Here is a 13,591-nt window from a genome sequence, read left to right as displayed (position 1 = left end):
TCCCCGGCTCGGTTGTCAGAAGCTGACTGGTCACCTGCCGCGGCCCACCTATGCTGGGGTGCATCGGCTGCGGCTCACGCCTCTTCACCGAGGACGCGAAGTCCCTGCGTCAGCTGCACGCAGGCGTCCGCCGCAACAGGATCGGCCGTCGGCGGCCGTTCCTATCCCCTGTAAGCCTCCAGCAGCCGCAGCCACACCTCGCTGATCGTCGGATACGCCGGGACCGCGTGCCACAGGCGGGCGATGGGGACCTCCCCCGCGACGGCGATCGTCGCCGAGTGCAGGAGTTCGCCGGTGCCCGGGCCGACGAAGGTGACGCCGAGCAGGATCTCGCGGTCCAGGTCCACGATCATCCGGGCGCGGCCCCGGTAGTCGTCGGCGTAGAGGCCGGAGCCGGCGACCGAGGCGAGGTCGTGTTCGACGGCGCGTACGCGGTGGCCCGCGCGTTCGGCCTCGACGAGGGTGAGGCCGACGGACGCGGCCTCCGGGTCGGTGAAGACGACCTGGGGCACGGCCGTGTGGTCGGCGGTGGCCGCGTGGGTGCCCCAGGGGGTGGTCTCCAGGGGGTTGTTCCCGGCGCGGGCGGCGATCGCCGCGCCCGCGACGCGGGCCTGGTATTTGCCCTGGTGGGTCAGTAGGGCGCGGTGGTTGACGTCCCCGACCGCGTACAGCCAGTCCGTTCCGTCGACGCGGCAGCTGTCGTCCACGGTGAGCCAGGAGCCGGGTTCGAGGCCGATCGCCTCCAGGCCCAAGTCGTCCGTGCGCGGGGCCCTGCCGGTGGCGAAGAGGATCTCGTCGGCCTCGATACGGTCGCCGTCGTCCAGGTCGACGGTGACCGGGCCGTCCGGTGCGGGGCGGTGGACGGCGGTGACCGAGACGCCCGTACGGATCCGGGCCCCGGCCTCCGCCAGCGCGTCGGCGATCAGCTCGCCCGCGAAGGGCTCCATCTTCGGGAGCAGGCCGCCGCCCCGGATCAGCAACGTCACCTCGGAGCCCAGCGCCTGCCAGACGGTCGCCATCTCCACGCCCACGACGCCCCCGCCGACGATCACGAGCCGACCGGGAGCCCCCTTGGCGCTGGTGGCTTCGCGGCTGGTCCAGGGGCGGGCCTCCTCGATGCCGGGAAGGGAGGGGACCACGGCCCGGGAGCCGGTGCAGACGGCGACGGCGTGCCGCGCGGTGAGCCGGTGCTCCGTGCCGTCGGGGGCGGTCACGGTGACCGCGCGGGGGCCGGTGAGCCGGCCCGTACCCCGGTATACGTCCGCTCCGACGCTCTCCAGCCAGGCGACCTGGCCGTCGTCCTGCCAATGGCTCGCTTCCGCGTCCCGGTGGGCGAGTACGGCCTCCACGTCCAGAGGGCCCCGCACCGCGGCGCTCAGTCCCGGCACCCGGCGGGCGTCCGCGCGGGCGACGACGGGGCGCAGGAGCGCCTTGCTCGGCATGCACGCCCAGTAGGAGCACTCGCCGCCGACGAGCTCGGACTCCACCACCGCTGCGGAGAGCCCGGCGGCGCGGGCCCGGTCCGCCACGTTCTCCCCCACCGGCCCCGCGCCGATGACCACTACGTCGTACTCGGAGCGCTCGGAGTTCTTCCCTGCGTCAGTCATGGGAACAGTGTCCTCGTGGGTGTGCGCCCCGGCCACATGGGCAGGCGGAATAGCGCACGTGCAGTCACCGTTGTGCCGGACAGGACCCGTGAGGACCCCACCGGCAGAGGAAGAGGTATCCCCCGTATGAGCACCGTCGAGCTCACCAAGGAAAACTTCGATCAGGTCGTCAGCGACAACGATTTCGTTCTGATCGACTTCTGGGCTTCCTGGTGCGGCCCCTGCCGGCAGTTCGCGCCGGTCTACGACTCGGCCTCCGAGCGCCACCCCGACCTCGTCTTCGCCAAGGTGGACACCGAGGCGCAGCAGGAACTGGCGGCGGCCTTCGAGATCCGTTCCATTCCGACGCTGATGATCGTCCGTGACAACGTCGCGGTCTTCTCGCAGCCCGGTGCGCTGCCCGAGGCGGCCCTGGAGGACGTCATCGGGCAGGCCCGGAAGCTGGACATGGAGGAGGTCCGCAAGTCCGTCGAGGAGCAGAAGCGGGCGGCCGAGGCGGGCCAGGGGCAGCCGGAGGCGCCGTAGTCCGGCCTCACTGCGCCCGGCACGGACCCGGGGCCCTGACCGACACCGTGGAGACGGTGTACGCGGTCGGGGCCCCGCTGTCGTGCCCGGGGGCGTCGAGCCAGGGTTTCCCCGGCCCTGCCTCTTCCCTCGCTCTCTCGCTTTCAGGACGCGGGTCGCTCCCCCTCGGCCCCGGCGACGCGGACCGACATGCCGAAGCCCAGTTCCTCGCCGTCGATGAGCACGGCCTCCACCGTCCGGGTCTCCGGGTCGACGTCCGCTTCCATGCCCTCGCCCGCGTACCGGGGGTAGCCCGAGGCCCCCGTCTCGCCGGTGGCGGCGACGACCGCGGACCGGATCGGCCGGCCGGGGGCTCCGGTCCGCGTCCTGCTGTGGTCGGGGATCAGGAGGAGTTCGTAACTCTGCGGGTGGCTCATGCCTCCGACGCTAGACATCCGCCGTGTGTCGCGCATGTCGTCGCGCCGGAGGCGGTCAGCTGGATTCCCGGTGCACGGCGCTGGTGCGGAGCAGGTCCTGATGGACCGGTGGTCCGCCCGGGTGCTGGACCATGCGGTCGATCGTCTCGGCCAGCGGCTGCGGCATGGCGAGCTCCATCCGGACCGTGCTCAGCCGGGGACGCAGCAGCCGGCCGATGAGGGAGTCGTCGGCGCCGATCACCGCCGTGTCGGCGGGCACGGTCACCCCGGCGTCCTGGAGGGCCCGCATCAGCAGCATGGCGTACTCGTCGTTGTACGCGAACACCGCGTCCAGCCCCAGTTCCGGCCAGCGGGCGGCCAGCTGGTGGGCGGACTCCTCCTCGTACCGCAGCGGGAGGGGGCACACGCGGGCCCCCGCCGGTTCGGCGACGCGACGTGCTCCGATGAGGCGGGGTTCGGAGAAGGGCACCCGGCCCGGTTCCTGGGGCATGACCACGCCGATGTGGCGACGGCCGCGGGCCAGCAGGTGTTCCACCGCGCTGGCGCCGACCTGGCGTTGGTCCATGACCAGGCCGTGCGCTCCGGCCACCGGGCCGGGGCCCAGGGTGATCACCGCCTTGGCGCCGGAGCGGGTCAGGATGCCCGTGCCGTGGGGGGTGAGGGCGATGCCCGGCGGTACGACGACGGCGACGGGCCGCAGTTCGGCCCAGGCCGTGGCCGCCTCGTCGGCGGTGAGACCGACGCTGCCGTACTGGACGACGGTGTAGTCCAGGCGGCGCAGCCCGGACTGGAGTTCCTCGAAGAAGTACTGGTGCAGCGGTCCCGCCGGTATGTGACCGGAGGGCAGCAGGACCATACGGCTGTGTCCGGCGCGCAGACTGCGGGCAGCCGCGTGCGGGACGTAACCGAGCTGGAGGGCTGCCTCCCTGACCCGGCGTCGGGTGGGTTCGCTGATCCGGACGGTGGCGTTGTTGTTCAGTACGTATGACACGGTGGCCCGGGACACTCCGGCGAGGCGCGCGACATCAGCGCTGGTCGGAACGGAGACTTCGGCGGGCTGCTTGGGTAACTGGCTCATGGCGTCGGGCAGTCTTCCAGACTCTTGGGAGCGGGCTTCGGTCCGGGGCCCGCAGCTCCGGTCCCGGTGGCCGGAACGCCGCCCCGCGGCCTCGGCCCGACGCCCCGCTCCCGGGATCGGGCGGGAAGGTTCTACGGTGTTGCGATGACGTTCCACGACAGCGCGTACCGTTCCGACAACCCCTTTGACGTGCCCGGAAGCAGCGGGCCGACCGCCACGACAGAGGCCGACGCCGATGACGTGGGCTCCGTGCGTACCTCCTACGCCCCCGATCGCGACGGCGATCCCGACCCGGGTGAGATCGTCTGGACCTGGGTGCCCTTCGACGAGAACGACGGGCGGGGGAAGGACCGGCCGGTGCTCGTCGTGGCCCGCGAGGAGGCGGGCACGCTCCTCGCCGTCCAGCTCTCCAGCAAGCAGCACGACCGGGAACACGAGTGGGTGACGCTGGGCGCGGGCCCCTGGGACAGCTCGGGGCGGCCTTCCTGGGCGGGTCTTGAACGAGTGCTGCGGGTCCACGAGGACGGGATGCGCCGGGAGGCGTGCGCCCTGGACCGGGAGCGGTTCGACCGGGTAGCCGAGCGGCTGCGCGAGCGGTACGGCTGGAGCTGAGCGGCGGGCGGCAGGAGGCGGCGACGCGGCGGGCGAGGGTGAGGTCCGCCCGGCACAGTCCGGACGCCGGTCCCCGGGTCAGGTGAAGGTCCGGGCGAGTGGATCACCCGGTCAGTGGAGAAGGCGCTGCATTCGGCGCGGTGGTGCGCGTAGTACTCGGGGGCGCGCAGGAGAGTCGGTGGAGGGCCGATCCACGGCACAGGGCCTCCTCCTGGGCCTGCGCGCCGTTGAGGCAGCCGCCGCCGGGACTGCGGGCCGAGGCGTGGCTGAGGACGGCGACCCGGCCGGGTGCCTCGCCGGTCATTCCGCGGGCCGCGGCGAGGCTGTTCTCGCCGGTGACCTCGTCCTGCGGGGCGCGGTCGGAGTCCAGGGCCGCGACGGGCACCGGGGCCGGCCCGTAAAGCCTGGTACCGGACGGCGCGGCGGCCACGGCCCGCGCGATGGACACGTCCTGACCTGCAACGTTGCGATATGCCCCGGCCGCGACGACCGCTTCCGTCCCGCGCGCGATTCCGCGCAGCCGCGCGCTCACCGGCACTCCCCCGTCTGGTGCATACGGGGCATGCTGACGGGGAACCCGGCCTGGGCGCAACCGGATTCTTCCGACTCGGGGGCACCCTTGTGCGATCTCCGGGTACGGGTTTGGCTGGTAGGCACGCGGCTGAGAAGGAGGCCCCCATGGGCTTGGACATTCCCGGCGCAACCGGCTCGTGCCCGGACGCCGTCCCCCTCGACGAGAGCGGGGCAGAGGATTTACTGCGCGGCATATGTTTCAAGACGGGCCCGCCTCGAACCGTCGGAGTGGAACTCGAATGGCTCATCCACGACCGGGAACGACCTGACCTCGCGGTTAGCCAGGAACGGCTGGACAGCGCCGTCGAGGCGGTCCGCGCACTGCCGCTGAGCGCGGCGCTCACGTTCGAGCCCGGCGGGCAGCTGGAGCTCAGCTCGCAGCCCGCCGGCTCCCTCATGGAGTGCGTCGACACCACCGCGGCCGATCTGGCGGCGGTCCGCGCCACGCTCGGCGCGGCGGGGCTCGCACCGGTCGGGCTCGGCGTCGACCCCTGGCAGGAGCCGCGCCGCAGGCTGCGGGAGCCCCGCTACGAGGCGATGGAGGCCGCGCTGGACCGTACGGGGCCGGCGGGGCGGGCGATGATGTGCACCTCCGCGTCGGTCCAGGTCTGCCTGGACGCGGGCGAGGAGGAGCCGGGGCCGCTCGGTTACGGGCGGCGCTGGCAGCACGCGCACCTGCTGGGGGCGGTGCTGGTGGCCGCTTTCGCGAATTCGCCGTTCCAGCAGGGCCGCCGGACCGGCTGGCGCTCCACCCGGCAGTCGCTGTGGGCCGATCTGGACCCGGGCCGGAGTCTGGCGCCGGGTTCCGGGCGAGCCCCGCGCGAGGCGTGGGCCGCGCACGTGCTGGACACGACCGTGCTGTGCATCCGGTGCGAGGAGGGCCCCTGGGATGTGCCGGAAGGGCTGACCTTCCGTGAGTGGATCCGTACCGGGTCGCCCCGGCCGCCGGTGCGGGCCGATCTCGACTACCACCTCACCACGCTGTTCCCTCCGGTACGGCCGCGCGGTCACCTCGAACTACGCATGATCGACGCGCAGAGCGGGCCCGACGGGTGGCTGGTGCCGCTCGCCGTCGCCACGGCCCTGTTCGACGACCCGGAGGCCGCCGAGACCGTGTACCGCACCGTGAAGCCGCTGGCCGACACGTCGGGCGCACCGGCCGCACCACGCAATCCGCTCTGGACGGCGGCCGCCCGCGAGGGGCTCGCCGACCCGGAGCTGCGGGCCGCGGCCATCGCCTGTTTCGGGGCGGCGCTCCCGGCGCTGGAGCGGATGGGAGCGAGCGGGGCGGTGCGCGACACCGTGGCCGCCTTCACCGACCGCTATGTCGCCCGGGGCCGATGTCCGGCCGATGACCTGCCCGAGCCCGGCGACCTGACCGCTCGGAGCCTGTCGGCCGATCAGAGCCCGCTGAACGGTCCGAGCCTCCTGAGCGGTCCGAGTCCGTTGAACGGTCCGAGCCGGCTGAACGGTCCGGGCCCGCTGAACGATCACACCCCGCCGCGTCCCGGAAAGGCGGCCTCCGCATGACCGAGCACCGTGAAGACACCCGGCACCGCGAGCTCTCCGACGCCTTTGATCCGGCCGGCTCCACCGCGTCGGCCGGCTTCACCGTCGCACCCGGCATCGATCCGGAGGCGCTGCGGGGGCGTGCCCTCGACGCGCTGCTGTCCGCGCGCGAGCGCACCGCGCTGCTCACCGACAGCGTGGACGACGGCGAACTGACCGCTCAGCACTCCCCGTTGATGTCGCCGCTGGTCTGGGACCTGGCGCACATCGGCAACCAGGAAGAGCAGTGGCTGCTGCGCGCGGTCGGCGGCCGGGAGGCGCTGCGCCCGGAGATCGACGGGCTGTACAACGCCTTCGAGCACACGCGCGCCTCGCGCCCCTCGCTGCCGCTGCTGGGGCCGGCCGAGGCCAGGACGTATGCCTCCGACGTACGGGGGCGGGCACTGGACCTGCTGGAGGGCGCACCGCTGCACGAGGGCGGGCGCCCGCTGGAGCGGGCCGCGTTCGCCTTCGGCATGATCGCCCAGCACGAACAGCAGCACGACGAGACAATGTTGATCACCCATCAGCTGCGCGCGGGCCCCGCGGCGCTCACCGCGCCCGCGCCGCCTTCGCCCATCGACGCCGAGGCACTGCCCGACGACGTCCTGATTCCCGGGGGCCCGTTCACGATGGGCACCTCCGCCGAGCCGTGGGCCCTGGACAACGAGCGGCCCGCGCACCGGTGCGAGGTGCCGGCGTTCCGTCTGGACGCCTCGCCGGTCACCTGTGGCGCCTACCTGCGCTTCATCGAGGACGGCGGGTACGGGGAGAGGCGCTGGTGGGCGCCCGAGGGCTGGACCATGGTCCGTGAACACGGTCTGACCGCACCGCTGTTCTGGCGGCGGGAGGCAGGAGCGTGGCTGCGCCGCCGGTTCGGGGTGACCGAGCCGGTGCCGGAGGACGAGCCGGTGCTGCACGTCAGCTGGTACGAGGCGGACGCGTACGCCCGCTGGGCGGGCCGGCGGCTGCCCACGGAGAGCGAGTGGGAGAAGGCCGCCCGCCACGATCCCGCCTCCGGCCGCTCCCGGCGCTACCCGTGGGGCGACGAGGAGCCGACGCCGGAGCGGGCCAACCTGGGCCAGCGCCATCTGCGTCCGGCACGGTCCGGCGCATATCCGGCGGGACGTTCGCCCGCCGGGGCCGGGCAGTTGATCGGTGACGTGTGGGAGTGGACCTCCAGTGACTTCCTGCCGTATCCGGGGTTCGTGGCGTTTCCCTACCGCGAGTACTCGGAGGTGTTCTTCGGGCCGGGCCACAAGGTGCTGCGCGGCGGCTCGTTCGCCGTGGGCGAGGTCGCCTGCCGGGGCACCTTCCGCAACTGGGACCTTCCGGTGCGCCGGCAGATCTTCTCCGGGTTCCGCACCGCGAAGGATGTCTGATGTGCCGTCACATCGCCTATGTGGGCGAACCGGTGGCGCTCGGCGACATTCTGCTGCGGCCTCCGCATGCTCTGGTGCGGCAGTCCTGGGCCCCGCGCCGCCAGCGTTTCGGCACGGTGAACGCGGATGGTTTCGGAGTCGGCTGGTACGCGGACGGCGACCCGGTGCCCGGACGCTACCGCCGTCAGGGACCCATATGGGGCGACGAGACCTTCACCGATCTGGCCCGGGTGGTCCGCAGCACCGCGCTGCTCGCCGCCGTACGGGATGCCACCGAGGCGGGTGCGGACGGGGAGGCCGCGGCCGCGCCGTACACCGCCGGGCGGCAGTTGTTCAGCCACAACGGCATGGTGCGGGGGTGGCCCGGCTCACTCGCCGACGCGGCCGCCGCCCTGCCCGCCGAGCGGCTCCTGTCGCTGGCCGCCCGTAACGACTCGGCGCTGATCTGGGCGCTGATCCGCCACCGGACCGACGCCGGGGACGACGTGCCGCGCGCCGTCGCGGAGACCGTGCGGGAGGTCGCGGCCGCCGCGCCCGGGTCCCGGCTGAATCTGCTCCTCACCGACGGGGAGACGATCACGGCGACCGCCTGGGGCGACACCCTCTGGTACCTCACGACACCGGGCCACCGCACCGCGGTCGCCTCGGAGCCTTACGACGACGACCCGCTCTGGCGCGAGGTCCCCGACCACACGCTGCTGGTCGCGACCTCCACGGACGTCCTGCTCACCCCGCTCAAGGAGCCCACCGCGTGAGTCCCTTCCTGCTGACCCGCACCCTGCCGGTGGACGCGACGGAGGCGGCGCTGCGCGCCGACGTCCTCAGCGGCCTGACCCGGCATCCCAAGACCCTGCCGCCGAAGTGGTTCTACGACGCCCGCGGCAGCGAACTGTTCGAGGAGATCACCCGGCTGCCGGAGTACTACCCGACCCGCGCGGAGCGGAAGATCCTCCAGGCGCGTGCCGAGGAGATCGCCGCGGCGTCGGGCGCCCGGACGGTGATCGAGCTGGGCTCGGGGTCCTCCGAGAAGACCCGCCACCTGCTGGATGTGCTCCCCCGGTTGCACAGTTACGTCCCCGTGGACGTGAGCGAGAGCGCGCTGACGGGGGCGGCCGAGTCGCTGCTGGCCGAGCACCCGGGGCTGTCCGTCCACGCGCTGATCGCGGACTTCACCGGGGGCCTGGCCCTGCCGGGGACACCGGGGCCCCGGCTGGTGGTGTTCCTGGGGGGCACGATCGGCAATCTGCTGCCGGAGGAGCGGGCGACGTTCCTCCGGTCGGTACGCTCGCTGCTCTCGCCCGGTGACGCGCTGCTCCTCGGCACGGACCTGGTGAAGGACGAAAAAACGCTGGTGGCCGCGTACGACGACGCGGCCGGGGTGACGGCGGCCTTCAACAAGAACGTCCTCAACGTCGTCAACCGCGAGCTGGGGGCCGATTTCCCGCTCGACGACTTCGATCACCTCGCGGTGTGGAATCCGCGGGACCGCTGGATCGAGATGCGGCTGCGGGCCCGCCGGGCGCTGAGCGTGAAGATCCGGGAGCTGGACCTCGTGGTGCCGTTCGAGGCCGGTGAGGAGCTGCGTACGGAGGTGTCGGCGAAGTTCCGGCAGGAGGACGTCCGTGCGGAGCTGGCCGCCGCCGGCATGCGGCTGACTCAGTGGTGGACGGACTCGGCGGGGCGGTTCGCCCTGTCGCTGGCCACGGCGGTCTGACGGGGCCGGAGGGGGCCTTCGGGTTCGCGGACGGCCGCTCGTGCTCTGCGGGCCAGGGCGCGGCGGCCGTCCTCGCCGTCCACGGGGATCGGCGCGAGGACGTCGATCCGGGCGCTGAGCCCGGCCGCCCGCACCACCCGCCACAGGGAGGCGGCGAGCGGGTCGGACCCGACGAACGCGACGGCGCCCGCGGCCGGTCCGGAGCGGTGCTCCGCGGTGCGGTAGGCGATGCGGACGGGTCGGACCGTCGCGCCGGCGTCGATCGCCGCCTGGAACACGGCGGGCCGGAACGCGCCGCCGTCCCGTCCGCACCAGGTACTGCCCTCGGGGAAGACCACGACCCGGGAGCCGGAGCGCAGGGCCGCGGCGACGGCCCGTACGGCGGCGGGCAGGGCGCGCAGCCGGTCGCGTTCGATGAACAGGGTGCCGCCGAGCGCGGCCAGGGGGCCGAGCAGGGGCCAGCGCCGGATCTCGCTCTTGGCGACCGTCCGGCCGGGCAATACGGAGGCGATCAGCGGGATGTCGAGCCAGGAGATGTGGTTGGCGACGACGAGTTCGCCGCCCGTGGTGGTTTCCGGAGCGTGCCGCCGCACGGTGACGCGTACGCCGAAGGCCCGGGGGACGGCACGCGCCCAGCGCCGTGTCAGGCGGCGCCGCGGGGCGGGCCCGAGCAGCCGTACCAGCGGGACGCAGGCCACCCCCAGCAGGACCAGTGCGCAGCCGGCCAGCAGCAGGAGGGTGGCGGGCAGTGGAGCGCGTACGGCTCCGGTGTGCCGGGCGCAGCCGTCCGGGGTGCAGGGGGCGACGGGCAGCCAGACGCTCATCGCAACGGGGCCAGCGAGAGGAAGTGGCGCAGGTAGCGCGGGTCGGTGCGACGCAGTGAGAGCAGGACGTACAGGTCGGCGACGTTGAAGTCGGGGTCGTACGCCGGGGCTCCGCAGATCTGGGCGCCGAGCCGCAGGTAGCCGCGCAGCAGGGGCGGGAGGTCCGCCCGGGAGCCGGTCTCCGGGCCGTGCGCGGCGGAGTCCCAGAGGCGGTGCGGGGTGACCCAGTACTTCTCCGGCGCCAGGTGGCTCGCACGAACGGTGTTCCAGCTCCGGGCGGCGCTCGCGCCGCCGTCGGCCAGCGGCAGGGAGCAGCAGCCCGCGATCCAGGTGTGGCCGGTGCGCTCCATGTAGCGGGCGAGTCCCGCCCAGACGAGGGCGATGACCGCGCCGTCGCGGTGTGCGGGGTGGACACAGGAGCGGCCGACCTCGACGAGGTCGTGGCGGATCGGGGCGAGCCGGGTGAGGTCGAACTCGCCTTCCGCGTAGAGGCGTCCGGCGATCCGGGCTCGGGCCGGCGGCAGCAGCCGGTAGGTGGCGACGACTTCCCCGGTGGCGGTCTCGCGGACCAGGAGGTGGTCGCAGTACGCGTCGAAGACGTCGCTGTCCAGGCCTGGTTCGGGCCCCTCCAGTCGGGCTCCGAGTTCCCCGGCGAACACGAGGTGGCGCAGGCGCTGGGCGGCTCGTATGTCTTCCTGGCAGTCGGCGAGGGAGACCCGGTAGGCCGGTTCCGGGGCGTCGGCGGGGCCGGGGGCCGGGGCGGAGGCGGGGATCGAGGTACCGGCGGAGGCGGGGAGCGGGGCGACGGGCAGCACGGTCATGGCGGTCTCCGGGGACGGAAGCGTGAGGGGCGCTGCCGGGCTGTCGCGGGGTGCGACGGCCCGGCCCCCTACTTCTTCCGTCACCGGCTGGATTCGACGTGACCGCTGTGGAGAGCGGGGATGTGCGACGGCTGAATCCCCAGGGAGACGATGCCCGGGGACACCGTGCCGCGTGGCCTCCGTACCGCGTGGCCTCCCCGTACCGCGTGGCCCCCTTGCCCCGTGGCCCCCTTGCGCGTGGCCCCCTTGCCCGTGGACTCCGTCCGGGTGGGATCAGCCGCTGCCGGCGAGCAGGGCGGTGATGCGCTCGGAGGCGGCCTTGGCCTCGCGGGCAGGGTCGCCGCCCTCGAGCACGGCCGTCATGTAGGGCTTGATCGGGTTCTCCGCCTCGACCCTGGCCCACTGGGGCGAGTTGGGGGTGGCCCGGCCCCGGGTGGCGCCTTCGGCCATCGCCGCGGTGCCCTCGTCGCCCTCGATGACGTGGGCGAGGCTCGGCTTGTTGGGGACGTAGCTCATTCCCCGGGCGAGCTCCGTCTGCCACTTCTCGCTCGCCAGCGCCTTGACGACGGCGATGCCGGCGGTGCGTTCGTCGGCCTTCTTCGGGACGATGAGGTCGGAACCGCCGGTGAATACCGAGCCGGGGGCTTTCGAGGACTTGCCGGGAATGGGGAAGTAGCCGAGCTTTCCCTTGAGTTCGGGATTCTTCTGCTCGATGAGCGCGGCACTGCCCGGAGTCGAGATGATCTGCGCGACGTCGCCCTTGGCGAAGACGTCGGTCTGCGGGGGCTTCTCCTCGTCGGCGTCCGTGGGTCCGTCGCCGAGCGCCTGGAGTTCCTGGTAGAACTCCATGCCCGCCAGGGCCTCCGGAGTGTCCAGGGCGCCCCGCCAGTCGCCGCCGTTGTCATCGGCGAGTTCCCCGCCCTCGTCCCAGATGAAACCGGCGAGCACGTACCAGTTCTGACCGGCCAGGTAGATGCCCTGGTTGCCCGCCCTGTTGAGCTTCTCGGTGGCGGCGATCCACTCGTCGCGCGTCTTCGGGACGGAGTCGATGCCCGCCTCCTCGAAGATCTCCTTGTTGTAGATGACCACCCGGTTGGCCGCGTACCACGGGATGCCGTACTGCACGCCGTTGATGCTGCCGGGCTGGGCCAGGCCGGGCAGCCAGTCCTCGCTGCCCAGGTCGCGCATCGATTCGAGGGTCAGGTCGCGCAGGCCGCCGCTCTCCGCGTACTGAGCGACCTGCGTGTTCCCGACCTCGATCACGTCCGGGGCGTCGCCCTCCAGCGCGGAGAGAACCTTGGGTCCGATGCCGCTCCACTCCTGGATCTTGAAGTCCAGCTCGATCGAGGGGTTCTCCTCCTCGTACGAGCGGGTGAACTTGTCCAGGAAGCCGGGCGAGACGCTGTCCTTCATCAGCCAGACCGTCACCGTGCGGTCACCGCTGCCCGAGCCCGGTATGAAGCCGCATCCACCGAGTGCGACGGACGAGACAAGCGCGATGGCTCCGGCCAGTATGCGGTTCTTCACGTGGTCACCTTCTGCGAAACGGCACAAACGAAATCGGGACCCGGTGTGGGGGGATTGCGGGCGGCGCTCGCACGGGTGGTTGGCTGAATTTTGGTATGGACCTTTCAGTAGGTCAAGGCGGACACCCGTCCCGATTCACCCCATCCTCCCCCTCGCGGGAGAGCTCGGATTGGGGCAACGTGGTCACAGGAAAGGAGACAAACGATGGCGAACCACACCTATCGGGTCACCGAGATCGTAGGAACCTCCGAGGAGGGCATCGACGAGGCGATCCGGAACGGCGTCGCAAGAGCGGCGGAAACGTTGCACAATCTCGATTGGTTCGAGATTAATCAAGTTCGAGGCCATATCGAAGATGGCCGAATCGCTCACTATCAGGTCGGCCTCAAGGTGGGCTTCCGGCTCGACGAAAGCGCCTGATCAGGTACGCCCCTCGCGTTCCTGGGCATCCTTCAGCACCGCCGACGGGTCGGCCCAGCGGGCCCGCACCACAGTGAATCCGGCCACCTGGGCCGCGTCGCAGACCAGCTCGTCGTCGTCCACGAGCATGCGCACCCGCCCCTTCCGCCCCAGCTGCCGGAGGATGTCCAGCTTCGTCCGGCGTGCGGGGCGCCGGTCGTCGTTGCGCCGCATGAACAGCGTGCCCTCGGGCAGCCCCTGCCGGCTCAGCCAGCGCACGGTGTCGCGACGACACCGCTCGGGGCGTCCGGTCAGATAGACGATCCGGCACTCCTCGGCGCTCGCGAGCACCATCCGTACGCCCTCCGCGAGCGGCGGGTCCTCCACGGCCGCGGCGAAGAAGCCGGCCCAGTCGCGCTTCGGGCCTTCCAGGAAGTGCTGCCGGTGGGCGGTGTCCGCGAGCGTGCCGTCCAGGTCGAATACGGCCAGCGGCCGTGCGTCGTTGTCCACTCCCCCAGCTTAGGAAGCCCGTCGGCCTTTGGCGTCGGCCGTCGCGCGGAAATCC

General features: G+C 72.6%; 14 protein-coding genes and 1 pseudogene. 7 read left to right on the top strand and 8 right to left on the bottom strand.

The genetic code is table 11. The annotated features are described in order from the left end of the window. Positions 1 to 161 precede the first annotated feature (161 nt). Positions 162 to 1,607 carry a dihydrolipoyl dehydrogenase family protein gene (locus ACH4RG_RS20360; RefSeq protein ID WP_398539926.1) on the bottom strand — a complete coding sequence of 482 codons (1,446 nt, stop codon included), beginning with the start codon at positions 1,605 to 1,607 and terminating at the stop codon, positions 162 to 164. A gap of 126 nt (positions 1,608 to 1,733) precedes the next feature. On the opposite strand from ACH4RG_RS20360, the gene trxA reads away from it, so the two are divergent. Beyond that, positions 1,734 to 2,132, top strand: a complete 399-nt coding sequence (gene trxA, locus ACH4RG_RS20355) for a thioredoxin (protein ID WP_397917767.1) — start codon at positions 1,734 to 1,736, stop codon at positions 2,130 to 2,132. A gap of 143 nt (positions 2,133 to 2,275) precedes the next feature. Here the strand turns inward: trxA and ACH4RG_RS20350 are convergent, their stop codons facing one another. Further along, complete coding sequence (locus ACH4RG_RS20350; protein WP_398539925.1) at positions 2,276 to 2,548, bottom strand: hypothetical protein; 273 nt, start codon at positions 2,546 to 2,548, stop codon at positions 2,276 to 2,278. 55 nt (positions 2,549 to 2,603) lie between these two features. Beyond that, positions 2,604 to 3,626, bottom strand: a complete 1,023-nt coding sequence (locus ACH4RG_RS20345) for a LacI family DNA-binding transcriptional regulator (protein WP_018955722.1) — start codon at positions 3,624 to 3,626, stop codon at positions 2,604 to 2,606. A gap of 144 nt (positions 3,627 to 3,770) precedes the next feature. On the opposite strand from ACH4RG_RS20345, the gene ACH4RG_RS20340 reads away from it, so the two are divergent. After that, positions 3,771 to 4,238 (top strand): type II toxin-antitoxin system PemK/MazF family toxin, encoded by a 468-nt coding sequence (locus ACH4RG_RS20340; protein ID WP_397918117.1) that lies wholly within the window; start codon positions 3,771 to 3,773, stop codon positions 4,236 to 4,238. A gap of 89 nt (positions 4,239 to 4,327) precedes the next feature. Here ACH4RG_RS20340 and ACH4RG_RS20335 read toward each other — a convergent pair. Next, positions 4,328 to 4,770 (bottom strand): annotated as a pseudogene (locus ACH4RG_RS20335) (TIGR02452 family protein); the annotation flags it as partial. Between the two features lie 146 nt (positions 4,771 to 4,916). On the opposite strand from ACH4RG_RS20335, the gene egtA reads away from it, so the two are divergent. The 4 genes from egtA to egtD are packed head-to-tail and all read left to right on the top strand — an operon-like array spanning position 4,917 to position 9,455. Beyond that, positions 4,917 to 6,341, top strand: coding sequence for an ergothioneine biosynthesis glutamate--cysteine ligase EgtA (gene egtA / locus ACH4RG_RS20330; protein WP_398539924.1), 1,425 nt, complete (start codon positions 4,917 to 4,919; stop codon positions 6,339 to 6,341). After that, positions 6,338 to 7,741, top strand: a complete 1,404-nt coding sequence (gene egtB, locus ACH4RG_RS20325) for an ergothioneine biosynthesis protein EgtB (protein WP_398539923.1) — start codon at positions 6,338 to 6,340, stop codon at positions 7,739 to 7,741. Before egtA ends, egtB begins: the two co-directional genes overlap by 4 nt. Further along, positions 7,741 to 8,496, top strand: a complete 756-nt coding sequence (gene egtC, locus ACH4RG_RS20320; protein WP_397917763.1) for an ergothioneine biosynthesis protein EgtC — start codon at positions 7,741 to 7,743, stop codon at positions 8,494 to 8,496. Before egtB ends, egtC begins: the two co-directional genes overlap by 1 nt. Continuing rightward, a complete protein-coding gene (gene egtD / locus ACH4RG_RS20315; protein ID WP_398539922.1) occupies positions 8,493 to 9,455 on the top strand; it encodes an L-histidine N(alpha)-methyltransferase in 963 nt (320 codons plus the stop codon). The genes egtC and egtD overlap by 4 nt, the downstream gene beginning before the upstream one ends. Here the strand turns inward: egtD and ACH4RG_RS20310 are convergent. From ACH4RG_RS20310 to ACH4RG_RS20300, 3 genes are all read right to left on the bottom strand, one after another. Then, entirely contained in the window at positions 9,398 to 10,279 is an 882-nt protein-coding gene (locus ACH4RG_RS20310; RefSeq protein ID WP_397917761.1) for a lysophospholipid acyltransferase family protein, read from the bottom strand. The genes egtD and ACH4RG_RS20310 overlap by 58 nt on opposite strands. Further along, positions 10,276 to 11,100: a GNAT family N-acetyltransferase gene (locus ACH4RG_RS20305; protein WP_397927245.1), complete on the bottom strand. Its 825-nt coding sequence runs from the start codon at positions 11,098 to 11,100 to the stop codon at positions 10,276 to 10,278. The genes ACH4RG_RS20310 and ACH4RG_RS20305 overlap by 4 nt, the downstream gene beginning before the upstream one ends. Positions 11,101 to 11,373: 273 nt before the next feature. Continuing rightward, positions 11,374 to 12,627: an extracellular solute-binding protein gene (locus ACH4RG_RS20300; protein WP_397917759.1), complete on the bottom strand. Its 1,254-nt coding sequence runs from the start codon at positions 12,625 to 12,627 to the stop codon at positions 11,374 to 11,376. Between the two features lie 204 nt (positions 12,628 to 12,831). Here ACH4RG_RS20300 and ACH4RG_RS20295 point away from each other — a divergent pair, with 204 nt between their 5' ends. Further along, positions 12,832 to 13,047, top strand: a complete 216-nt coding sequence (locus ACH4RG_RS20295) for a dodecin (RefSeq protein ID WP_018955713.1) — start codon at positions 12,832 to 12,834, stop codon at positions 13,045 to 13,047. Here the strand turns inward: ACH4RG_RS20295 and ACH4RG_RS20290 are convergent, their stop codons facing one another. Beyond that, the gene (locus ACH4RG_RS20290) at positions 13,048 to 13,536 is read right to left on the bottom strand and encodes a hypothetical protein (RefSeq protein WP_397927243.1); all 489 of its coding nucleotides are present in this window, start codon (positions 13,534 to 13,536) and stop codon (positions 13,048 to 13,050) included. Positions 13,537 to 13,591 lie beyond the last annotated feature (55 nt).

This window comes from Streptomyces sp. NPDC021019, from assembly GCF_044333295.1.
Taxonomy (GTDB): Bacteria; Actinomycetota; Actinomycetes; order Streptomycetales; family Streptomycetaceae; genus Streptomyces.
This window is presented reverse-complemented; position numbering and strand designations above follow the sequence as displayed.